General features: G+C 58.8%; 19 protein-coding genes and 1 pseudogene. 10 read left to right on the top strand and 10 right to left on the bottom strand.

Annotation, left to right across the window (positions count from 1 at the left end; genetic code table 11):
• Positions 1 to 20: 20 nt before the first annotated feature.
• The 4 genes from yiaY to CSK29544_RS03920 all read right to left on the bottom strand — a co-directional run bounded on the left by yiaY (position 21) and on the right by CSK29544_RS03920 (position 5,323).
• Complete coding sequence (gene yiaY, locus CSK29544_RS03935) at positions 21 to 1,172, bottom strand: L-threonine dehydrogenase (RefSeq protein ID WP_007899170.1); 1,152 nt, start codon at positions 1,170 to 1,172, stop codon at positions 21 to 23.
• A gap of 211 nt (positions 1,173 to 1,383) precedes the next feature.
• On the bottom strand, positions 1,384 to 3,231 hold the full coding sequence (selB, locus tag CSK29544_RS03930; RefSeq protein WP_007899169.1) for a selenocysteine-specific translation elongation factor: 1,848 nt from the start codon (positions 3,229 to 3,231) through the stop codon (positions 1,384 to 1,386).
• Positions 3,228 to 4,610 carry an L-seryl-tRNA(Sec) selenium transferase gene (gene selA / locus CSK29544_RS03925; RefSeq protein ID WP_007899168.1) on the bottom strand — a complete coding sequence of 461 codons (1,383 nt, stop codon included), beginning with the start codon at positions 4,608 to 4,610 and terminating at the stop codon, positions 3,228 to 3,230. Before selA ends, selB begins: the two co-directional genes overlap by 4 nt.
• Before the next feature lie 104 nt (positions 4,611 to 4,714).
• Positions 4,715 to 5,323 carry a glutathione S-transferase gene (locus tag CSK29544_RS03920; protein WP_004386327.1) on the bottom strand — a complete coding sequence of 203 codons (609 nt, stop codon included), beginning with the start codon at positions 5,321 to 5,323 and terminating at the stop codon, positions 4,715 to 4,717.
• 531 nt (positions 5,324 to 5,854) lie between these two features.
• Here CSK29544_RS03920 and CSK29544_RS03915 point away from each other — a divergent pair.
• The 5 genes from CSK29544_RS03915 to fpr all read left to right on the top strand — a co-directional run bounded on the left by CSK29544_RS03915 (position 5,855) and on the right by fpr (position 11,661).
• Positions 5,855 to 7,774: a PTS mannitol transporter subunit IICBA gene (locus CSK29544_RS03915; protein WP_029039310.1), complete on the top strand. Its 1,920-nt coding sequence runs from the start codon at positions 5,855 to 5,857 to the stop codon at positions 7,772 to 7,774.
• Between the two features lie 187 nt (positions 7,775 to 7,961).
• A complete protein-coding gene (gene mtlD, locus CSK29544_RS03910; protein WP_007899166.1) occupies positions 7,962 to 9,110 on the top strand; it encodes a mannitol-1-phosphate 5-dehydrogenase in 1,149 nt (382 codons plus the stop codon).
• Between the two features lie 48 nt (positions 9,111 to 9,158).
• Entirely contained in the window at positions 9,159 to 9,698 is a 540-nt protein-coding gene (gene mtlR / locus CSK29544_RS03905) for a mannitol operon repressor MtlR (RefSeq protein WP_007779881.1), read from the top strand.
• Positions 9,699 to 9,810: 112 nt separating this feature from the next.
• Positions 9,811 to 10,821 carry a class II fructose-bisphosphatase gene (gene glpX / locus CSK29544_RS03900; RefSeq protein WP_007899165.1) on the top strand — a complete coding sequence of 337 codons (1,011 nt, stop codon included), beginning with the start codon at positions 9,811 to 9,813 and terminating at the stop codon, positions 10,819 to 10,821.
• A 93-nt stretch (positions 10,822 to 10,914) separates the two neighbouring features.
• On the top strand, positions 10,915 to 11,661 hold the full coding sequence (gene fpr, locus CSK29544_RS03895) for a ferredoxin--NADP(+) reductase (RefSeq protein WP_012126116.1): 747 nt from the start codon (positions 10,915 to 10,917) through the stop codon (positions 11,659 to 11,661).
• Here the strand turns inward: fpr and CSK29544_RS03890 are convergent, their stop codons facing one another.
• Positions 11,662 to 12,081, bottom strand: a complete 420-nt coding sequence (locus CSK29544_RS03890) for a DUF805 domain-containing protein (RefSeq protein ID WP_007899163.1) — start codon at positions 12,079 to 12,081, stop codon at positions 11,662 to 11,664. It abuts the gene before it with no gap.
• A 114-nt stretch (positions 12,082 to 12,195) separates the two neighbouring features.
• On the opposite strand from CSK29544_RS03890, the gene CSK29544_RS03885 reads away from it, so the two are divergent.
• Together CSK29544_RS03885 and tpiA are read left to right on the top strand one after the other, a co-directional pair.
• Entirely contained in the window at positions 12,196 to 12,795 is a 600-nt protein-coding gene (locus CSK29544_RS03885; RefSeq protein WP_007899162.1) for a YiiQ family protein, read from the top strand.
• Positions 12,796 to 12,901: 106 nt separating this feature from the next.
• Positions 12,902 to 13,669: a triose-phosphate isomerase gene (tpiA, locus tag CSK29544_RS03880; protein ID WP_007872501.1), complete on the top strand. Its 768-nt coding sequence runs from the start codon at positions 12,902 to 12,904 to the stop codon at positions 13,667 to 13,669.
• Between the two features lie 61 nt (positions 13,670 to 13,730).
• Here tpiA and CSK29544_RS03875 read toward each other — a convergent pair whose 3' ends face one another.
• From CSK29544_RS03875 to priA, 4 genes and pseudogenes are all read right to left on the bottom strand, one after another.
• Positions 13,731 to 14,120, bottom strand: a complete 390-nt coding sequence (locus CSK29544_RS03875; protein WP_007779863.1) for a DcrB-related protein — start codon at positions 14,118 to 14,120, stop codon at positions 13,731 to 13,733.
• A gap of 444 nt (positions 14,121 to 14,564) precedes the next feature.
• Positions 14,565 to 14,846: pseudogene (locus tag CSK29544_RS03870) on the bottom strand (SMI1/KNR4 family protein); the annotation flags it as partial.
• A gap of 16 nt (positions 14,847 to 14,862) precedes the next feature.
• A protein-coding gene (locus tag CSK29544_RS03865) for an IS1-like element IS1B family transposase (RefSeq protein WP_095033700.1) occupies positions 14,863 to 15,560 on the bottom strand; the annotation gives its coding sequence in 2 pieces (ribosomal slippage) (positions 14,863 to 15,311 and positions 15,311 to 15,560; 699 coding nt in all).
• A 215-nt stretch (positions 15,561 to 15,775) separates the two neighbouring features.
• Positions 15,776 to 17,971, bottom strand: a complete 2,196-nt coding sequence (gene priA / locus CSK29544_RS03860; protein ID WP_029039316.1) for a primosomal protein N' — start codon at positions 17,969 to 17,971, stop codon at positions 15,776 to 15,778.
• A 203-nt stretch (positions 17,972 to 18,174) separates the two neighbouring features.
• Between priA and rpmE the strand changes: the two genes are divergently transcribed.
• Entirely contained in the window at positions 18,175 to 18,387 is a 213-nt protein-coding gene (gene rpmE / locus CSK29544_RS03855) for a 50S ribosomal protein L31 (protein WP_004385728.1), read from the top strand.
• A 92-nt stretch (positions 18,388 to 18,479) separates the two neighbouring features.
• Here the strand turns inward: rpmE and metJ are convergent, their stop codons facing one another.
• The gene (metJ, locus tag CSK29544_RS03850; RefSeq protein WP_004385727.1) at positions 18,480 to 18,797 is read right to left on the bottom strand and encodes a met regulon transcriptional regulator MetJ; all 318 of its coding nucleotides are present in this window, start codon (positions 18,795 to 18,797) and stop codon (positions 18,480 to 18,482) included.
• A gap of 280 nt (positions 18,798 to 19,077) precedes the next feature.
• Between metJ and metB the strand changes: the two genes are divergently transcribed.
• Entirely contained in the window at positions 19,078 to 20,232 is a 1,155-nt protein-coding gene (gene metB / locus CSK29544_RS03845) for a cystathionine gamma-synthase (protein ID WP_007892472.1), read from the top strand.
• Between the two features lie 9 nt (positions 20,233 to 20,241).
• On the top strand, positions 20,242 to 22,674 hold the full coding sequence (locus CSK29544_RS03840; RefSeq protein WP_007892473.1) for a bifunctional aspartate kinase/homoserine dehydrogenase II: 2,433 nt from the start codon (positions 20,242 to 20,244) through the stop codon (positions 22,672 to 22,674).
• Positions 22,675 to 22,973 lie beyond the last annotated feature (299 nt).

Here is a 22,973-nt window from a genome sequence, read left to right as displayed (position 1 = left end):
GCCGCAGCGGGGCTTAAGCGTTACATCGCCGCACGATAAATCGCCATGATCTCCGCGTGGCTTGCCTGCACCGGATTGGTTAATCCGCAGGCGTCCTTGAGCGCGTTTTCCGCCAGCAGAGCAATGTCATTTTCACGCACTCTCAGCTCGCGTAAACCAGCAGGAATATGCACCCGGCGAGCCAGCGCGCAAATCGCCTCGATACAGGCATTCGCGCCTTCAGCGTCGCTCATGGCGCGAACGTTAACGCCCATCGCCTGCGCGCAGTCGCGCAGCCGGTGCACCGCCACGCTGCTGTTGAAGCGCTGTACATGCGGCAGCAGGATGGCGTTGCAAACGCCGTGCGGCAGATCGTAAAAACCGCCGAGCTGATGCGCCATCGCGTGGACATACCCGAGCGAGGCGTTATTAAACGCCATTCCCGCCATGAACTGCGCCCAGGCCATCGCCTCGCGCGCCGCGACATCATCCCCCTCTTCCACCGCCTGCGGCAGCGTTTGCGCAATCATACTAATGGCTTTCAGCGCGCAGGCGTCAGTGACTGGCGTGGCGGCGGTGGAGACATACGCTTCGATGGCGTGGGTCAGCGCGTCCATGCCTGTCGCGGCGGTCAGCGATCTCGGCATCCCCATCATCAGCGCCGGATCGTTTACCGACATCACCGGCGTCACGTGTTTATCGACAATGGCCATTTTCACATGGCGCTCCTGATCGGTGATGATGCAAAAACGCGTCATCTCAGATGCCGTGCCCGCCGTGGTGTTGATGGCGATCATCGGCAGTTGCGGTTTGCGGGAACGGTCAACGCCTTCGTAATCGCGAATATCGCCGCCGTTAGCCGCTACCAGCGCGATGCCTTTGGCGCAGTCGTGCGGCGAGCCGCCGCCGAGCGAAACCACGCAGTCGCAGCGGTGCGCGCGCAGCATACTTAAGCCCGCTTCCACGTTTTCCGTCGTCGGGTTCGGGTGGGTGCCGTCGAAAATCACGCTGTTAATGCCTTTCTGCGACAGCATTTCCTTGAGCTGGCCGGCCATGCCCAGCGCTGACAACATACCGTCTGTCACAATCAGCGCGTTGCGGTAGCCATATTCGCTGGCCATTTTCAGCGCTTCATCGAGACTATTCATGCCAATCATATTAATGGAGGGAATATAAAAAACAGACGCGGTCATACTCATTATCCTTAATGAATGAAATGAGCTTTCGAAAATACACCGCATGGCAGAGTGAAAAAAGCGAGTTGCCGCGAATTACGACGAATTGGTTGCCAGAAAGCACCATAAAATAAAACAGTTAGCGGAATTTCTCGTAATTATTCATGGAGTGATTAAAGAGCGGGGAATATATATTTCATAAATATACATTCCCCCATTTCGTTATTTTTTACAGTGCGGAATTAAACAGCGCGCTGTCACGCAACAGATGTTCATTACCGCGACGGCGGGTAAAGCCGATGCGGTCGAAATATTCCAGAATCTGAATCGCCAGTTTACGGCCCACGTTCAGGCTGTCGCGGAAATCGGCAGCGACGGTCGCGCCTTTTTCGCGATCGAGCGTGCGGATCAGATCGGCGAACGCCACAATGCGATCGTGACGGTAGTAGCGATCTTTGACGATCGCTGTGATAAAGCCCTGCTGCGCGGCGAGCCGCAATAGCTGGCGCATCGCCTGTTCTTCTTCGCCCGCTTCGCGCGCCAGATCGCGCACCCACCACGGCTCGTCGCCAAACAGTCCCTGGATTTTCTCCCACAGCGCCTGCTGAGCCTCACTGAAACCGGCCTTATGGCCCGGCAGATGCAGCCAGCCTTCGCGGCTCTCGAGCTGCCCGTCGCGCCGCATCCTCTCGATCAGCGCCAGCACCAGCGGTTCCGGCTCGGAAGGGAGCGCCATGCGACGCAGCCTTTCGCGGCCGGGGCCGGGCTCTTCGCTGTGCGTTTCATGGTAGCGGGCGAGCGTGGCGAGCAGTTTCTCCTGCCAGCGCGCCGCGAGCGCGCTGCTTAACAGATAACCGTTCGCCTGGAGATAGTCCCCACTGCCCGCCAGCGCGTCGAGCGATGCCGCAGTGAGCTGGCGCGCCCAGCCGAATGTCGCCAGCGCGACCGCGCCGCGCGAGGCATCGAGCCGCAGCGCGTCGGCGTCGGTTCTGGCACTCGCCAGTTCGTTGAGAAACGCGAGGAACTCCGGCTGGCGTTTGCCGCGCCGCGGGGTTTCCAGCGTGACGACGCGCGCGCCTGCCAGCGTCTGACGCGCGCTAATGTCGCGCAGCACCAGCTGATCGTTATCGGCCAGGAACAGCGGCGTGTCGAATACCAGCTCCGCCAGATCATCTTCCAGTAACGAAACGCGCCCGGTGACGTGGCTTGCCGCATGGTGAATATGCAGCGGCTGCCACTGTTGCAGCGGCGCATGGCGGTCGAGCGTGACGATAACCCGCTCTGCGGCCTGCGGCGGCGCTTCGCTGAGCAGCCAGTCGCCGCGCCGGATATCGGCTTTCTGCGCGTCGCCGCTAATATTCAGCGCGATGCGCTGACCGGCGAATGCGCGTTCCGTCGGCTGATTCTGCGCATGCAGGCCGCGCACGCGCATCGGCGTATTCGCGCCGGTCAGGTAGAGCGTATCGCCAACATTCACCTCGCCGGAAAGCGCCGTGCCGGTAACCACCAGGCCCGCGCCCTTGACGGTAAACGCGCGATCGACCGCCAGGCGAAAGCGCTGCCCGGCAGGGTGCGTGCGCTCAGGCAACTGGCGCAAATGGTCGCGCAGCGCCTCAACGCCCACGCCTTCGGTGGCCGCCGTGACGAACAGCGTGGCGTCGTGCCAGCCGTAGTCGTTCAATGTGGCCATCACCTGCGCTTTCACCTGCGCGAGGCGCGCGTCATCCACCCGGTCGGCTTTGGTGAGCGCCACGGTGAGCGTCGGCTGGCCGGTCAGTTGCAAAATCGCCAGATGCTCACGCGTCTGGGCCATCACGCCGTCATCGCACGCCACCATCAGCAGCGCATGATCGATGCCGCCCACGCCCGCCAGCATATTAGCGAGGAATTTTTCATGGCCCGGCACGTCGATAAAACCGATGACGCGCCCGTCCGGCTGCGGCCAGTAGGCGTAACCGAGATCGATAGTCATGCCGCGCTTTTTCTCTTCCGGCAGACGGTCGGCGTTAATGCCGGTAAGCGCCTCAAGCAGCGTGGTTTTGCCGTGGTCCACGTGCCCGGCGGTGGCGATAATCATTGCAACAACATCTCCATCAGTCCTGCCTCATCTTCAAGGCAGCGTAAATCGAGCCATAACCGCCCGTCGCCCACGCGCCCGATAACCGGCACCGGCAGGCGACGCCAGCGGGCGGCGAGCGCCTCCAGGCGGCTGCCGCGCCCGTCGCGCGGGGTGAAGGTGAGCGCCGCACCCGGAAGCCGGTCGACCGGCAGCGAACCGCTGCCAATCTGCGACAGGCAGGGCATCACGTCTATCTGAAATTCATCGCCGTAGCGGGTCTCCAGCGCCGGACGCAGGCGCTGCGCCTGTTCGTTAATGTCAGACGCCTGGCGCGTCAGCAGCCGCAGCGTCGGCAGCCGTTGTGCGAGTTTTTCCGGGTGCAGATAAAGGCGCAATGTGGCGTCGAGCGCCGCCAGCGTCATTTTATCGGCGCGCAGGGCGCGCTTGAGCGGGTGTTTCTGAAGCGCCGCGATAAGCGCTTTTTTCCCGACGATAATCCCCGCCTGCGGCCCGCCCGGCAGTTTATCGCCGGAAAAGCTCACGAGACTCGCCCCGGCGGCGAGCGCCTCCTGCGGCATCGGCTCTTTTGGCAGCCCATACTGACTGAGATCGATAAGCGAACCGCTGCCGAGATCGACAATCACCGGCAGCGTCGACGCCTGCGCCAGCTCGGCGGCGTCCACGGCTTTGGTAAAGCCTTCAATCTGGTAATTGCTGGTGTGCACTTTCATTAGCAGCGCGGTCTGCTCGCCGACCGCATCGAGATAATCGCGCAGGTGTGTGCGGTTGGTCGTGCCCACTTCCACCAGCTGACAGCCCGCCTGGCGCATCACATCCGGGATACGAAACGCGCCGCCAATCTCTACCAGCTCGCCGCGCGACACAATCACCTCTTTGCCTGCGCCCAGCGCCGCCAGCATCAGCAACACCGCCGCCGCGTTGTTATTAACGATACAGGCGTCTTCCGCGCCGGTAAGTTCACAGAGTAGCTCCGCCAGCGCGCGGTCGCGGTGACCGCGCTCGCCGCCTTCGGCGTCATACTCCAGCGTCACGGGCGAGCGCATGGCGCGGGCGACCGCCTCAACCGCTTCTTCCGCCTGCAACGCGCGGCCAAGATTGGTGTGCAGCACCGTGCCGGTAAGGTTAAAGACCGGGCGCAGCGCGCTTTGCGAACCGCGCGCCAGCCGCCCGGCCGCCGCCGCGGCCCAGTCGTCGCACCATGAGGGCAGCGCCTGGCGTTCGCGAATGGCGAGCCGCGCCGCCTCCTGCATCGCGCGAAGGGTGTTGACCACGCGGGTATGGCCGTAGGTGTCCAGCAACGGCTGGAACGCGCTGTCGCGCAGCAGGCGGTCGGTGGCGGGAAGCTGACTGTAAAGCAGACGGGAATCGGTCGTCATGGCGTGCATAAACCTGGATAAAACGTGGCGATAATTTAGCAGGAAACGCGGGGCAGTTCAGTCCCCGCGCCCGGTCAGCGCAATAAAGGGCGGTTCACGCCCGCTCAGGCGCTGGGCGGCTCGGTACGCGCGAAGCTGTCGCGGGCAAAGAGCGCTTCCACCAGTTTCACCAGATGCGGACGCTGCGCGCACCAGCCCGGCGCCACGCGACGGAAATTGAGATAGCCGATGGCGCAGGCGGTGGCGATGGTGGCAAGCGTCAGTTCCTCAGCCTTTAGCGTGCCGTCAGCCACATACCCTTCCAGCGCATCGAGGCCGCGGTTGATTTTCTCCCGCTGGCGCAGCAGCTCATTTTCCGACTGCTGCTCAGGCGGGCGCGCCTGCTCGCGCACCGAGACCAGCGCCGCGTCCATAATGCCGTCGGCGAGCGCCTCCAGCTGGCGCACTTTTAGCGCGGCGCGCGGTTCTTGCGGCACCAGCGCCGGTTGCGCGTCCAGCAGCTCGATATACTGCGCGATGATGGGCGAATCAAACCAGGTTTCGCCCTCGTCGGTCACCAGCGCCGGCACTTTCCCGAGCGGGTTGTACTGCGCCATGCCGTTCTGTTCGGCATAGGGCGATTCATTCACGAACTCAAACACGATGCCTTTTTCGAGCAACATGACGGAGATTTTGCGTACAAACGGGCTGGTGTAACTACCGATAAGTTTCATGCCGGGTCCTTTTACGTTATCGCCAGGGTAAGGGTAAGTATGGGTCAGGATACGCCAAAAGGAGGCGCGACGGCGCGCTAAAACGTACAGCGAGCTGTGCTTTACCGCCGCCTTTTTCTGTCATTGTCCGGCTGTAACTTTCTTACAGACTCGCCTTGTGAGTATGAGTAAAAAATGTACGCCGCCTGTTCGGATTATTCCTGGGAAATATTTTGTGATTAACATCACAAACCAATAACAAACATGCCGAAAGAAAGTGTGACTTTATTCACATTTAAGGGGCGTTTATGGCGACATTTTGCGCATTGTCTTTTTTTTACACGTCTTTTTTGTGATTCAAATCACGCAACTTTACCCCGATCACCCCGACATCGCGTGATCGCGATCACACTTAAAGTGCCTGTCTGGACACCATCGCGATTCAGTGCCAGATTTCGCGTCATCAGAGCATGGGTCCGGCTACCTCTGCCGCCACGTTAACAATAAACCTCGGGCCGCAAGCCTGCGCGTAAACATAAGAAGGGGTGTTCTATGTCATCCGATATCAAGATCAAAGTGCAAAGCTTTGGTCGCTTTCTCAGCAATATGGTAATGCCTAACATCGGCGCGTTTATCGCCTGGGGTATTATCACCGCGTTATTTATTCCCACAGGATGGTGGCCAAACGAGACGCTGGCGAAGCTGGTCGGCCCGATGATCAGCTACCTGCTGCCGCTGCTTATCGGTTATACCGGCGGTAAGCTGGTTGGCGGCGAGCGTGGCGGCGTGGTGGGCGCGATTACCACCATGGGCGTTATCGTCGGCGCGGACATCCCGATGTTCCTGGGCGCGATGATCGCAGGCCCGCTCGGCGGCTTCTGCATCAAGAAATTCGACGCCTCGGTCGACGGCAAAATCAAATCCGGCTTTGAAATGCTGGTGAACAACTTCTCCGCGGGCATCATCGGTATGATCCTCGCGATTCTGGCGTTCCTCGGCATTGGCCCGGCGGTCGAAGTGCTCTCCAAAGTGCTGGCTGCGGGCGTGAACTTTATGGTGGTTCACGACATGCTGCCGCTGGCGTCGATTTTTGTTGAACCGGCGAAAATCCTGTTCCTCAACAACGCCATCAACCACGGCATCTTCTCGCCGCTGGGCATTCAGCAGTCGCATGAACTCGGCAAATCTATTTTCTTCCTGATTGAAGCCAACCCGGGTCCGGGTATGGGCATCCTGCTGGCGTACATGTTCTTTGGTCGCGGCAGCGCCAAACAGTCTGCGGGCGGCGCGGCTATCATCCACTTCCTGGGCGGTATCCACGAAATCTACTTCCCGTATGTGCTGATGAACCCGCGTCTGATCATCGCCGTTATCCTGGGCGGTATGACTGGCGTCTTCTGCCTGACCGTACTGAACGGCGGCCTGGTTTCTCCGGCGTCTCCGGGCTCTATCCTGGCGGTACTGGCGATGACGCCGAAAGGCGCGTACTTCGCAAACCTGGTCGCGATTTTCGCCGCGATGGCCGTCTCCTTCGTGGTCGCCGCTATCCTGCTGAAAACCAGCAAAGTGAAAGAAGAAGACGATATCGATGCTGCGACCCGTCGCATGCAGGATATGAAAGCGCAATCTAAAGGTGCCGCGACCGCAGCGAGCGCGGATCTCAGCAACGACCTGAGCCACGTGCGTAAAATCATCGTCGCCTGCGACGCCGGTATGGGTTCCAGCGCGATGGGCGCAGGTGTGCTGCGTAAGAAAGTGCAGGACGCGGGCCTGAGCCATATTTCCGTTACCAACAGCGCGATTAACAGCCTGCCGGGCGATGTGGATCTGGTTATCACCCACCGCGACTTAACCGAGCGCGCCATGCGCCAGGCGCCGCACGCGCAGCACATTTCGCTGACCAACTTCCTGGACAGCGGCCTGTACGCCGGCCTGACCGAACGTCTGGTGGCCGCGCAGCGTCATTCGCAGAACGAAGAGAAAGTGCGCACCAGCCTGCAGGACAGCTTTGATGCCAACGACAGCCACCTGTTTAAGCTCAGCGCGGACAACATCTTCCTTGGCCGTCAGGCCGCGACTAAAGAAGAAGCGATTCGCTTTGCGGGCGAGCAACTGGTGAAAGGCGGTTACGTGCAGCCGGAATATGTGGACGCGATGCTGGAGCGCGAAAAACTCACCCCGACTTATCTCGGCGAGTCTATCGCGGTTCCGCACGGCACCGTCGAGGCCAAAGATCGCGTGCTGAAAACCGGCGTCGTATTCTGCCAGTATCCGCAGGGCGTGCGTTTCGGTGAAGAAGAAGACGATATCGCCCGTCTGGTGATTGGTATCGCGGCGCGTAATAACGAGCATATTCAGGTCATCACCAGCCTGACCAACGCGCTGGATGATGAAAGCGTGATTGAGCGCCTGGCGCACACCAACAGCGTCGATGAAGTGCTGGCGCTGCTTTCCGGTAAAACCGTGGCGTAAGACCGTGCAGAGAGGGACACTGTCCCTCTCTTTCTCATTGAGAAGCTATTGAGATAATTGTGCTCCACCAGGGCAACCCTGACTCTCCCGCTCAGGGAGAGGGCAAGGGAAAGGGAGGTCGCACGCAGCACCCTTTCCCCCGTCCTCTCGGGCGATACAGTTCCGCTTTAAGTAAGAAGGTATTCCCATGAAAGCATTACATTTTGGCGCAGGTAATATTGGTCGTGGCTTTATTGGCAAACTGCTCGCTGACGCAGGCATTGGCCTGACGTTCGCCGACGTGAACCAGACGGTGCTGGACGCGTTAAACGCGCGCCACAGCTATCAGGTGCGCGTGGTGGGCGAGCAGGAGCAGATTGATACCGTTTCCGGCGTGGATGCGGTCAACAGCACCAGCGAGGATGCCGTGACGCTTATCGCCACGGTCGATCTCGTGACGACCGCTGTTGGCCCGGTGGTACTGGAGCGCATCGCTCCGGCGATTGCCAAAGGCCTGGTGCTGCGTAAAGCGCAGGGCAACGAGCGCCCGCTCAATATCATCGCCTGTGAAAACATGGTGCGCGGCACCAGCCAGCTGAAAACGCACGTCTTTAACGCGCTCGAAGAGGGTGACAAAGCCTGGGTGGAAAGCCACATCGGTTTTGTTGACTCGGCCGTTGACCGTATCGTGCCGCCGTCGGCATCCGCCGCGCACGATCCGCTGGAAGTCACCGTGGAAACCTTCAGCGAGTGGATTGTCGATAAAACTCAGTTCAAAGGCGAGCTGCCGACCATCGCAGGCATGGAGCTGACCGACAATCTGATGGCATTTGTTGAACGCAAGCTCTTCACCCTGAACACCGGGCATGCTATAACCGCCTACCTCGGAAAACAGGCCGGTCATCAGACCATTCGCGACGCGATTCTGGATGAGAAAATTCGTCTGGTGGTACGCGGCGCGATGGAAGAGAGCGGCGCGGTGCTGATTAAACGCTACGGCTTTGATGACGCGAAACATGCCGCGTATATCGAGAAAATCCTTAGCCGTTTTGAAAACCCGTACCTGAAAGACGACGTGGAGCGCGTTGGCCGTCAGCCGCTGCGCAAACTGAGCGCGGGCGACCGTCTGATTAAGCCGCTGCTGGGCACGCTGGAATATGGCCTGCCGCATCAGAATCTGGTGCTGGGCATCGCCGCCGCGATGCATTTCCGCAGCGAAGACGATCCGCAGGCGCAGGAGCTGGCGCAGCTTATCGCCGATAAAGGCCCGCAGGCCGCGCTGGCGCAGATTTCCGGTCTGGACGCCAACAGCGATGTCGTGGCTTCGGCAGTAAACGCGTATAACGCAACAGCGTAATGAATAACGGGCGCGGCTGAGTCTGCGCCCGCTGATGATGTGTCAGATATGCAGGCAATGATGGAAGAAACCCAGGCCTTTGAAAACCGTGTGCTTGAGCGTCTGAATGCTGGCAAAACCGTAAGAAGTTTTTTGATCGCAGCCGTAGAGTTGCTCACCGAGGCGGTCAATATTCTGGTGTTGCAGGTGTTCCGTAAAGACGACTACGCGGTCAAATATGCCGTTGAGCCGTTGCTCGACGGCAGCGGCCCGCTGGGCGATCTCTCCGTGCGCCTGAAGCTGATTTACGGGCTCGGCGTGATAAGCCGCGCCGAATATGAAGACTGCGAACTCCTGATGGCGCTGCGTGAAGAACTCAATCACGACGGCAATGACTACGCCTTTACCGACGACGAAATTCTCGGCCCCTTCGGCGAACTGCACTGCGTCGTCGCGCTGCCCCCGGCGCCGCCCGCGCTTGAAAGCAGCGATCCGCAGCTTATCCAGATGCAACAACAGCGCTACCAGCAGGTGGTGCGCTCCACCATGGTCCTTTCCCTGACCGAATTGCTCTCAAGGATCAGCTTAAAAAAAGCCTTCCAGAAGTAGCTTCGGTGGCCGCGTAGCGCTTCTGTTCTCTCTCCCACCGGTCAGCCCTCCGTAACAGCCGTTACCCGCTCTGTGCTACACTCCGACGCAGTTAATCTTGCGGAAAAGAGTCATGAAACGAGAACTTGCCATCGAATTTTCACGCGTCACCGAAGCGGCGGCGCTGGCCGGGTACAAGTGGCTGGGACGCGGCGATAAAAACCTCGCTGACGGCGCGGCCGTTAACGCCATGCGCATTATGCTCAATAAAGTCGATATCGACGGGCAGATTGTGATTGGCGAGGGCGAAATCGATGAAGCGCCGATGCTCTACATCGGCGAGAAGGTCGGCACCGGCAACGGCGACGCGGTTGATATCGCAGTCGATCCTATCGAAGGCACGCGCATGACGGCGATGGGCCAAGCCAACGCGCTGGCGGTGCTGGCGGTAGGCGATAAAGGCAGCTTCCTGAACGCGCCCGATATGTATATGGAAAAGCTGATTGTCGGCCCTGGCGCGAAAGGCGTTATCGATCTCAACCTGCCGCTTGAGCAGAACCTGAAGAACATCGCCGCAGCGCTCGATAAACCGCTTAGTGAACTCACCGTCACTATTCTCGCCAAGCCGCGCCACGATGCGGTTATCGCGCAGATGCAGCAGCTCGGCGTGCGCGTTTTCGCCATTCCCGACGGCGACGTGGCGGCGTCTATTCTCACCTGTATACCGGACAGCGAAGTGGACGTGCTTTATGGCATCGGCGGCGCGCCGGAAGGCGTGGTGTCGGCGGCGGTGATCCGCGCGCTGGATGGCGATATGCAGGGCCGCCTGCTGGCGCGCCACGTTGTGAAAGGCGACACGCCGGAAAACCGCCGCATCGGCGAGCAGGAGCTGGCGCGCTGTCAGGCGATGGGCATCACGGCGGGCAATGTGCTGAAACTGGATGAAATGGCGCACAACGATAACGTGATTTTCTCAGCGACCGGCATCACCAAAGGCGATCTGCTGGATGGCATCACCCGCAAGGGCAATATCGCCACCACCGAGACGCTGCTGATCCGCGGCAAATCGCGCACCATTCGCCGCATTCAGTCGATTCACTATCTCGACCGCAAAGACCCGGAGATCCAGACACACATTCTTTAATCGTTTGTCGGAACGAGCTTTCCGGCCCGCACGGGCTGGAAATGATGCGCGGTGCTGGCGAAGATAAAGCATCAGTTAACACAGGAGCGAAACATGGCGGATTGGGTTACAGGTAAAGTGGTTCGGGTTCAGCACTGGACCGATTCTCTCTTCAGTCTCGTGGTTCACGCCCCTGTCGCGCCTTTCACCGCCGGACAATTCACCAAGCTGGGCCTTGAGATTGACGGCGAGCGCGTGCAGCGTGCCTATTCTTACGTCAACGCGCCGGGCAACCCGGATCTGGAGTTTTATCTGGTGACGGTGCCGGAGGGCAAACTCAGCCCGCGGCTGCACGCGATGCAGCCGGGTGATGAAGTGATGGTGGTGAGCGACGCGGCGGGCTTTTTCGTGCTGGAAGAAATTCCCGAGTGCGAGACGTTATGGATGCTGGCGACCGGCACGGCTATCGGCCCGTATCTGTCGATTTTACAGGAAGGCAAAGATCTCGAGCGCTTTAAAAATATCGTGCTAGTGCATGCGGTGCGTTACGCCCAGGATTTGAGCTACTTACCGCTGATGCTGGAGCTGCAACAGCGCTACGACGGCAAGCTACGGGTGCAGACGGTGGTAAGCCGGGAAACGGTCTCCGGCTCGCTGACCGGGCGTGTGCCGGCGCTGATTGAGAGCGGCGCGCTGGAAGAGGCGGTCGGGCTGCCGATGGACACCGCGACCAGCCATGTGATGCTGTGCGGAAACCCGCAGATGGTGCGCGATACGCAGCAGTTGCTCAAAGATACGCGCCAGATGGCGAAACACCTGCGCCGCCGTCCGGGGCATATGACGGCGGAGCACTACTGGTAATCAGCGGTACTTCACATCCAGCGTGTCTTTGCCGTATTTGTTTTCGCCCTGGGTGCCGAGAAACGCGCCCAGGTCCAGCACCATCATCACCATGATGAGCGTCGGGATGAAGCGCCCCACGGCCCACTGCCAGACGCCGCCCAGCACCGCCCAGTTACCGGCGAGCAGCATCCACGCGAGGATCATTAACAGCGCCCACGCGCCGGATTTGCCGCGGTCGTGCAGGCGTTTCACCACCACCGCCGCCGTCGGCCAGAGCAGACAAACCAGCATAAACGCGGCGGTCTGCGTATTGAGCAAATCATTGCCAGTGAGGGTAAAAAGGATAATCATCGACGCCACCCAGAGCGCTATCCATACCCAGAAATCACGGCGGCCAATCCGGCCTTTAAAAGAGAACAACCACTGCTGAAGGGTCATAGCCTAAACCTTACTGTATGTGTGGCGCACAGTTTACCCTGGTGCGGACGGGTTTTGACAAGCCAGCCCGATCTGGTTTTAATCGCTGTGATACGCAACCGGGAAAGGTGAATCATGAAGCCGCTGTTTTATCTTCTTTTTCTGACGCTGCCGCTGGCGGCGCGCTTCGCTGATGCCGAAACCGCCCCGGATACGCTGACGCCGACCGCGCCCTATCTGCTGCCCGGCTCGCCTACCTTTGATCTCTCCATTTCCCAGTTTCGCGAACGCTTCAACGCCGACAACCCCACGCTCCCGCTCAATGAATTTCGCGCCATCGACGTGAAAGGCGACAAAATCAATCTGGTGCGCGCAGCCAGCAAGATTAATGAAAATCTCTATGCCTCCACGGCGCTGGAGCGCGGCACGCTGAAAATCAAAAGTATTCAGATGACCTGGCTGCCTATTCAGGGGCCGGAGCAAAAAGCGGCGAAAGCCAAAGCGCTGGAGTATATGGCCGCGCTGCTGCGAAGCTTTACGCCGAAAATCAGCAAAGCGCAAAGTCAGCAACGGCTGACGCGCTTGCTTACCGAGGGCAAGGGCAAACGCTACTTCAGCCAGGCCGAAGGCGCGATTCGCTATATTGTCGCAGACAGCGGCGAAAAGGGCCTTACCTTCGCGGTTGAACCGATTAAGCTTGCGTTATCGCAAACGCTGGAAGGGAGCAATAAATGACAAAAAGCAAAGCCTTTCCGGGTACGAATCTCTATACTGTTTCACAGACCACGCTGCCTGACGGGCAGCAATAATCCTTAATTCGCTTAGCGCGTGGAGAATGAAAATGCGACATCCTTTAGTGATGGGTAACTGGAAACTGAACGGCAGCCGCCACATGGTAAACGAGCTGGTAGCTAACCTGCGTAAAGAGCTGGCTGGCGTATCTGGCTGCGACGTAGCGATCGCCCCGCCGGCGATGTATCTGGATCTGGCAAAGCAGGCCGCTGCTGGCAGCCACATCATTCTTGGTGCCCAGAACGTCGACGTTAACCTCTCCGGCGCGTTCACCGGTGAAACTTCCGCTGAAATGCTTAAAGATATCGGCGCGAAATACATCATTATCGGCCACTCCGAGCGTCGTACTTACCACGCGGAATCTGACGAACTGATCGCGAAAAAATTCGCCGTGCTGAAAGCGCAGGGTCTGGTGCCGGTACTGTGCATCGGTGAAACCGAAGCTGAAAACGAAGCAGGCAAAACGGAAGAAGTCTGCGCACGTCAGATCGACGCTGTGCTGAAAACCCAGGGCGCCGCGGCGTTTGAAGGCGTTGTGATTGCTTACGAACCGGTATGGGCTATCGGTACCGGCAAATCCGCCACTCCGGCGCAGGCACAGGCGGTTCACAAATTCATCCGTGACCACATCGCCAAAGCCGACGCGAAAATCGCCGAGCAGGTTATCATTCAGTACGGCGGTTCTGTGAACGCGGCTAACGCGGCAGAGCTGTTCACCCAGCCGGACATCGACGGCGCGCTGGTGGGCGGTGCCTCTCTGAAAGCGGACGCGTTCGCGGTTATCGTGAAAGCCGCTGAAGAAGCGAAAAAAGCGTAATGCTCTGCGCCGCTCATTCGGGCGGCGCTCTTTCATCCCTTCCCTGCGCTCTCCATTGCCTTCAGGCGCTTTTCCGCTGACGGTGAAACTTGATGCTCTGCATAATTTCCTGATACTGCCAGTGGTGTGAATCCAGAAATTCACCGATGCAGGTGCCGATATAGCTCACCATCTTTTTACCTTCCTGCGCATCGTTTATCAGAATCACCGTCTGGCGCTGAAACACCGGCGTATTGTCTTCCATATACTGATAAAACATATCGACCGCGGGTTCGCCGTCGATCACGGTCATCTCCGTGGATTCCAGACGGAATTCGGGCAGGGAGGTTTCCATTTCTCTGACGATGCGGGCGGCGACGGCATGGACCTTATCATCCGCATTGGCAGAGGCTCGGGAAACGACAAAGGTTAATTCACTTTCGTTACTGTCACTAACGGGGAATAAATTCATAACTCAGTCTTTATCTATTTTGGGCGTAACACGCTCTGCTACCTGTTAAAAAAAGAAAACACGACGCCGCACGGGCGACCGCCATATTAAAAATCGCACATTTATGCTGGGTGTATTTGCGTTAAGATAAACCGCATTTCCGGCAGAGGATAACGCGTTTCGTCGGGCAATTAAAAGCCCTGAGGACAATTTCCCGCCTTATGTGAAATTTATTCAATACAGACAATAAGTTATATGCCCTGTGGTTATGCAATAGCAGCGATAATTCTCTATTTTCTTATGATTTTACTGTGCATATGATCAGGCAATATAACCGATGCGGTAACAGATAAGCATTAATTGATAAAAAGCGTCAGGGAAAATCAGGCTGATAAAGCTTGTGAGGCAACGGAAAAGGAAAAACCGCCGGACGCTATCTCGCCTTTATCCTGAAAATAAGCACATTTAAAACCGGTATAATGCTCTTATAAAATCATTAAATGACTCTGCAACCTTAAAGAGGGCATCGCCATCTTGGGCGTAGAGATAGATATGGCCGTAATCGCTTGCTTTTAATGAAAGAAAAAAAGGATTGCCGCCATTATCGTAAGCGAAAGGAATAAACTCCTTTTTATGCCAGGGGCCATATTCGCTCTCAGCAGGCGAAATGCTGAATATGTCATTAATGAGTGTTTCAATGGGAAGCGCCCCATACTTGATCGGGTTAAAACCGCCCACAGGGATTCCCGGTAATGACTCCAACTTATTGATAGTGTTTTATGTTCAGATAATGCCCGATGACTTTGTCATGCAGCTCCACCGATTTTGAGAACGACAGCGACTTCCGTCCCAGCCGTGCCAGGTGCTGCCTCAGATTCAGGTTATGCCGCTCAATTCGCTGCGTATATCGCTTGCTGATTACGTGCAGCTTTCCCTTCAGGCGGGATTCATACAGCGGCCAGCCATCCGTCATCCATATCACCACGTCAAAGGGTGACAGCAGGCTCATAAGACGCCCCAGCGTCGCCATAGTGCGTTCACCGAATACGTGCGCAACAACCGTCTTCCGGAGCCTGTCATACGCGTAAAACAGCCAGCGCTGGCGCGATTTAGCCCCGACGTATCCCCACTGTTCGTCCATTTCCGCGCAGACGATGACGTCACTGCCCGGCTGTATGCGCGAGGTTACCGACTGCGGCCTGAGTTTTTTAAATGGCGGAAAATCGTGTTGAGGCCAACGCCCATAATGCGGGCGGTTGCCCGGCATCCAACGCCATTCATGGCCATATCAATGATTTTCTGGTGCGTACCGGGTTGAGAAGCGGTGTAAGTGAACTGCAGTTGCCATGTTTTACGGCAGTGAGAGCAGAGATAGCGCTGATGTCCGGCGGTGCTTTTGCCGTTACGCACCACCCCGTCAGTAGCTGAACAGGAGGGACAGCTGATAGAAACAGAAGCCACTGGAGCACCTCAAAAACACCATCATACACTAAATCAGTAAGTTGGCAGCATCACCCACTTCATCTCCTCGTAGCGGTCCGCGGGCGCAGACTCGTCCTGTAATCTGACACGCCTCACATTCTTATCAGATATTAGGCGTGTCGGTTACAAAAATTACATCGGAGATGTGACGGATATTAAATTTTACGATCCGTTTCGCAGAAGCGGGGCGCGGTTCAGCCTTCGGTCGGGTCGACGTCGAGCGTCCACTTCACTTTACGCGCGGCGGGGAGCGTACCTATCAGCGGCAGGCTGCCGGAGACAATACGCTGGAGCTGCAAACGCGACGGGTGTTGCAGCAGCAACTGCCAGCGATAGCGTCCGCCGCGCTTCGGTTGCAGCGCAGGCACCGGGCCGAGCAGCCAGAGTTTCTGATCCGCAAGCGGGCTTGCCTGGAGCAGATTGCGCAGTTGCTGGAGAAACGCGGGAGCGTCCTGGTTATGGTGATCTTCCGCGCGGATCAAAATATGGCTGCTATAGGGCGGAAGCGAGACGCTGCCGCGCTCCGCGAGCGCCTGATCGGCAAAGGCGTCATAACCCTGATGCAGCAGTGTCTGCAATAAAGGATGTTCCGGGTGGTGCGTCTGGAGAACCACTTCGCCCTGTTTCCCTGCGCGTCCGGCGCGGCCCGCCACCTGCGTGTAGAGCTGGGCGAAACGCTCCGCCGAGCGGAAATCGGCGCAGAACAGCGCGCCGTCGACATCCAGCAGCGCCACCAGCGTGACATCCGGGAAGTGATGGCCTTTGGCGAGCATCTGGGTGCCGATAAGAATACGCGCGCCGCCACGGTGAACTTCCGCCAGTTGCTCTTCAAGCGCGCCTTTGCGGCTGGTGGTGTCGCGGTCGATACGCGACAGCGGCACGCCGGGGAACAGCGGCGCCAGGCTCTGTTCCAGCTGTTCGGTGCCAAGCCCTACCGGCACCAGATGCGTGGAGCCGCACTGCGGGCACTGGCGCGGCACGGGGCGCTGGCTGTCACAGTGGTGGCAGCGTAGCTGATGCTGGGACTGATGCAGCGTGTAGTAGTGATCGCAGCGGGGGCATTCGGCTATCCAGCCACAGTCGTGGCAGAGCAGCGCGGGCGCGAAGCCGCGGCGGTTAAGAAACAGAATGACCTGATTATCCGCCTGCAAATGCTGGCGCATCCGGGCGACCAGCGCAGGCGCAAGGCCCGCCTGGAGCGGCTGGCCTTTCAGATCCAGCACGTGCTGCTGCGCCGGGCGCGCGTTGCCCGCGCGGTGCGTCAGCTTCAGCACGCGGTATTTACGCTGGCGCACGTTGTGCAGCGTTTCGAGGGCGGGCGTCGCGGAGCCTAAGATAATCGGGATCTGCTCGCTGTGCGCCCGGTAGACCGCCAGATCGCGCGCGTGATAGCGCCAGCCTTCCTGCTGTTTATAAGAGCTGTCGTGCTCTTCATCGATAACAATCACGCCGAGATTTTTAAAGGGCGTAAACAGCGCCGAGCGCGTGCCGATGACAATCGCCGCCTCGCCGCTTTTGGCTTTCAACCAGGCCGCCAGCCGTTCGCTGTCGTTCAGCGCCGAGTGCAGCACTTCGACGGGCGCGTTGAAACGCTCGCGAAAGCGGGCGATGGTCTGGGGCGTCAGGCCGATTTCCGGCACCAGCACCAGCGCCTGTTTGCCCTGCGCGAGCGTATTTTCGAGCACGCTTAAATAGACTTCGGTTTTGCCGGAGCCAGTCACGCCCGCCAGCAGCCAGGCGCAGAAGTTATCGGCTTCGCCGCGAATGGCACCCACCGCCGTCGCCTGCTCGGTGTTAAGCCGCAGCCTGTCGCCGGATACCGAAAACTGACCGCGCCAGTCGGCGATCGGCGGCAGCTCGCTGCCCAGTTCGCACAGCCCTTTGGCGCGCAGCGCCTGCAGCGCGGCGTCATTAAACGCCATCTGCGCCACTTCATGCCGCCAGAGTCTGCCCTGACGTAGCGCCGCCAGCGCCTGCTGCTGCTTTGGCGAACGCTTCAGGCTGTTGAGATCGACCGCCTGGCCCTCTTCGGTGGCGAACCAGTACCAGAGCGGCGCGTGGCTTGCGGGTTTGCCCTGGCGCAACAGTACCGGCAGCGCGTGGAACAGCACCTCGCCAATCGGGTGATGATAATAATCGGCCGCCCACAGCAGCATACGCCAGAGCACAGGCGGGTAGAGCGATTCGCTGTCCAGCACCTCCACCACGCTTTTCAGCTCATCAAGCGGTAGCTCGCTCTCATTGCCTACCGCCACGACCACACCGACGCGCTGCTGGCGACCGAACGGCACGCGCACGCGACAGCCTGCCGCCGCCGTCATGGCATCGGGCAGCCGATAGTCAAAGGTGCGGGCAAGCGGAACGGGCAGAGCGACGCGGGCGACAGGCATGAAGGCATCCGGGCTGATAAAAGTAGCGTGATAGTGTACACTGTGTGTTCATAAATTTGCGGATCAGTTTGCATGAGGCGGTTATTTTCTGTATGATTCGCCGCCTTTGATGCCCTTTAAAAGTATCAAACCGACTTTATCAACATCGCGTGGTGTCTGGCGTAAGGGCTGGAAGAGCGACGCGGCCTTAACTGAGGTTTCCCATGAAAAAAGATATTCACCCGAAATATGTTGAAATCACCGCTACCTGCTCTTGCGGTAACGTGATCAAAACTCGCTCCACCGTTGGCCACGACCTGAACCTGGACGTGTGCGGCAACTGCCACCCGTTCTTCACTGGTAAACAGCGTGTTGTTGATACCGGTGGTCGTGTTGAGCGTTTCAACAAACGCTTCAGCATCCCGGGCAGCAAATAAGTTTCCCGAAAAAAGGCGCCAGACGGCGCCTTTTTTGTTGCTCCCGAGCATAAAACAAAGGCGCCTTTGGGCGCCTTTGTCGTTGATGCGAATCAGTATTCCCAGGTATCCGGGTCGATACCCATTTCACGCATGATTACCTTGGCCTCTTCGGGGATCTCATCGCTGCGCTCTTTGCGCAGGTCATCGTCGTCCGGCAAGGGCTGGCCGGTAAAGGCGTGAAGGAAAGCCTCGCACAGCAGCTCGCTGTTAGTGGCATGGCGCAGGTTATTCACCTGACGACGGGTGCGTTCATCGGTGAGGATTTTTAACACCTTCAGAGGAATGGAAACCGTAATTTTTTTGACCTGTTCACTCTTCTTGCCGTGCTCAGCGTAGGGGCTGATATATTCGCCGTTCCATTCAGCCATGAGATACCTTTAATCCTCTCAGTCATTAGAAAAAGATTAAAACCGGATAGGTCTCACGGTCTTAACCCGATAGTCTGTTGTTCAGCAGCGTAGAATAATACCGTGACTTCCGTACCGATGCTGCATCACTACCCTATAAAACACATAATTTTAACGGCTAATCCTGTTTTGCTCAATCTATACGCAAAGAAGTTTAGATGTCCAGATGTATTGACGTCTATATTGGCAATGTTTACTCTGTTCCTCACTTTTCTCCGATAATGCCAGGAAACGACTCCTCATGACGCGTAAACAGGCCACCATCGCAGTGCGCAGCGGGCTCAATGACGACGAGCAGTACGGCTGCGTCGTTCCGCCGATTCACCTCTCCAGCACCTACAACTTCACCGGTTTTAATGAGCCGCGCGCGCATGACTATTCCCGTCGCGGCAACCCGACGCGCGATGTGGTTCAGCGCGCGCTGGCGGAGCTGGAAGGCGGCGCGGGCGCCGTGCTGACTAACACCGGCATGTCGGCAATCCATCTGGTGACAACCGTTTTCCTGAAGCCTGGCGATCTGCTGGTGGCCCCGCACGACTGCTACGGCGGCAGCTATCGCCTTTTTGACAGCCTCGCGAAACGCGGCTGTTATCGCGTCAAATTTGTCGATCAGGGGGATGAGGCGGCGCTGAAAGCGGCGCTTGCCGAACAACCGAAACTGGTGCTGGTGGAAAGCCCGAGCAATCCCTTGTTGCGCGTGGTGGATATTGCGAAAATTTGCGAACTTTCGCGCGCGGCCGGAGCCATAAGTGTGGTGGATAATACGTTCCTGAGTCCGGCGTTGCAGAATCCGCTGGCGCTGGGGGCCGATCTGGTTCTGCACTCCTGCACCAAATACCTCAACGGGCACTCCGATGTGGTGGCGGGCGTGGTGATTGCAAAAGATCCTGACACCGTTACCGAGCTTGCCTGGTGGGCCAATAACATCGGTGTGACCGGCGGCGCGTTCGACAGCTACCTGCTGCTGCGCGGCCTGCGTACATTGAGCCCGCGTATGGAAGTGGCGCAGCGTAACGCCAGCGCGATTGTCGATTTCCTTAAGCAGCAGCCGCGGGTGAAAAAGTTGTATCATCCGTCGCTGCCGGAGAATGCGGGGCATGAAATAGCCGCACGTCAGCAAAAGGGCTTCGGCGCGATGCTGAGTTTTGAACTGGATGGCGACGAACAGACGCTGCGCCGTTTCCTCGGCGCGCTGGAGCTGTTCACGCTGGCAGAATCGCTGGGCGGCGTGGAGAGCCTGATTTCTCACGCCGCGACGATGACCCACGCGGGCATGGCGCCGGAAGCGCGCGCCGCGGCGGGCATCTCCGAGACGCTGCTGCGTATTTCGACCGGTATTGAAGATAGCGAAGATTTAATTGCCGACCTGGAAAAAGCATTCCAGGCGGCGGGCTAAGGGGTAAGCATGAGTGTTACAGCGCCTGCAGGGACGAACGGTCGTCAGCTGCACAAATTTGGCGGCAGCAGTCTCGCCGACGTGAAATGTTACCTGCGCGTGGCGGGTATCATGGCCGACTATTCCCGCGCCGGGGATATGATGGTGGTGTCCGCGGCGGGCAGCACGACCAACCAGCTGATTAGCTGGCTGAAGTTAAGCCAGAGCGATCGTCTCTCCGCGCATCAGGTGCAACAGGCGCTGCGCCGTTATCAGAGCGAGCTTATCGCCGGGCTGCTGCCTGCCGCGGTTGCCGACGGGCTTATCAGCGAATTTATTCACGACCTTGAGCGCCTGGCCGCGCTGCTGGACGGCACTATCACCGACGCGGTTTACGCCGAAGTGGTCGGCCACGGCGAAATCTGGTCCGCGCGCCTGATGGCCGCCGTGCTCAATCAGCAGGGCATTGACGCCGCCTGGCTCGACGCGCGTGATTTCCTGCGCGCAGAGCGCGCCGCGCAGCCGCAGGTAAACGAAGGCCTTTCTTTCCCGCTGTTGCATCAGTTGCTGGTTCAGCACCCGAATAAACGTTTAGTCGTCACCGGGTTTATCTGCCGTAACGACGCGGGCGAAACCGTGCTGCTCGGCCGTAACGGCTCCGACTATTCGGCAACACAAATCGGCGCGCTGGCGGGTGTCTCACGCGTCACCATCTGGAGCGACGTGGCGGGCGTTTACAGCGCCGACCCGCGCAAAGTCAAAGATGCCTGCCTGCTGCCGCTGCTGCGCCTTGACGAAGCGAGCGAGCTGGCGCGTCTGGCCGCGCCTGTGCTGCACGCCCGCACGTTGCAGCCTGTTTCCGGCAGCGATATCGATTTACAGCTGCGTTGCAGCTACAGCCCGGAGCAAGGCTCCACGCGCATTGAGCGCGTGCTGGCTTCCGGCACTGGCGCACGTATCGTCACCAGCCATGACGACGTTTGTCTTATCGAATTCGAAGTGCCGTCGCACCAGGATTTCAAACTGGCGCATAAAGACGTTGATGCGCTCTTAAGACGCGCACAGCTGCGTCCGCTGTCGGTCGGCGTGCATCCCGACCGCCGCCTGCTGCAACTCTGCTATACCTCAGAAGTGGTTGGCAGCGCGCTCAAACTGCTGGAAGACGCCGCGCTGCCGGGCGAGCTGCGCCTGCGTGAAGGGCTGGCGCTCGTGGCGCTGGTAGGGGCGGGCGTGTGTCGCAACCCGCTGCACAGCCACCGTTTCTGGCAGCAGCTCAAAGATCAGCCGGTAGAGTTTATCTGGCAGTCGGAAGAGGCCATTAGCCTGGTGGCGGTGCTGCGTACCGGCCCGACGGAGAGCCTGATCCAGGGGCTGCACCAGTCGCTGTTCCGCGCGGAAAAACGTATCGGGCTGATGCTGTTCGGTAAAGGGAATATCGGCTCGCGCTGGCTTGAGCTGTTCGCCCGCGAGCAGGAGACGCTCTCTGCCCGCACCGGCCTTGAGTTTGTGCTGGCGGGCGTGGTGGACAGCCGCCGCAGCCTGCTCAATTACGACGGTCTCGATGCGAGCCGCGCGCTGGCGTTCTTCAATGACGAAGCGGTGGAGCAGGATGAAGAGTCATTGTTCCTGTGGATGCGCGCGCACCCGTATGACGATTTAGTGGTGCTGGACGTGACCGCAAGCCAGGATCTGGCGGACCAGTATCTCGATTTCGCCAGCTACGGTTTCCACGTCATCAGCGCCAATAAACTGGCGGGCGCGAGTAACAGCCAGAACTACCGCCAGATCCGCGACGCGTTTGCGAAAACGGGCCGTCACTGGCTCTATAACGCGACCGTTGGCGCCGGGCTGCCGGTCAACCACACGGTGCGCGATCTGCGCGACAGCGGCGATTCGATTCTCTCTATCAGCGGGATTTTCTCCGGCACGCTGTCGTGGCTGTTTTTGCAGTTCGACGGTACGGTGCCGTTTACCGAGCTGGTGGACCAGGCGTGGCAGCAGGGGCTGACGGAGCCAGATCCGCGCGTGGATCTCTCCGGTAAGGATGTGATGCGCAAGTTAGTTATCCTGGCGCGTGAGGCGGGCTACGATATCGAGCCCGATCAGGTGCGCGTGGAGTCGCTGGTGCCGGCCGGGTGCGAAGAGGGTTCGGTGGATCACTTCTTTGAATATGGCGACGCGCTGAACGAGCAGATGGTGCAACGTCTTGAGGCGGCGCGCGAGCTGGGCCTGGTGCTGCGTTATGTGGCGCGTTTTGACGCCAACGGCAAGGCGCGCGTCGGCGTTGAGGCGGTGCGTCCTGAGCATCCGCTGGCGTCATTGCTGCCGTGCGATAACGTGTTCGCCATTGAAAGCCGCTGGTATCGCGATAACCCGTTAGTTATCCGCGGGCCCGGTGCCGGGCGCGACGTGACCGCCGGGGCGATTCAGTCGGATCTTAACCGTCTGGCGCAGTTGCTCTGATTTCACCGTGGTGGGTGCGCTTCGCTTACCCACCCTACCTCACTCATACGTTTTGTTGTGTAGGACGGGTAAGCGCAGCGCATCCGCCATGCCAGATAACCCCCCATGCCTTTCTTCCGCTGTACAACCTTTGCGCATTTCCCCGTCATGAAGCTTTTTCAACTTCGCTGAAAAATACTCACATCAAGTGATGATTTACCTGTTGACGCCATCCGGCTTTTCCGTCATTTTTACATCTGGACGTCTAAACGTATAGAAGTCAACACACGCGCCTACGACACAGCGATTGATGAGGTAAG

It is taken from the genome of Cronobacter sakazakii (assembly GCF_000982825.1).
GTDB lineage: Bacteria > Pseudomonadota > Gammaproteobacteria > Enterobacterales > Enterobacteriaceae > Cronobacter > Cronobacter sakazakii.
The sequence above is the reverse complement of the archived record's forward strand: the minus strand, read 5'-3'. Positions and strand labels throughout refer to the sequence as shown.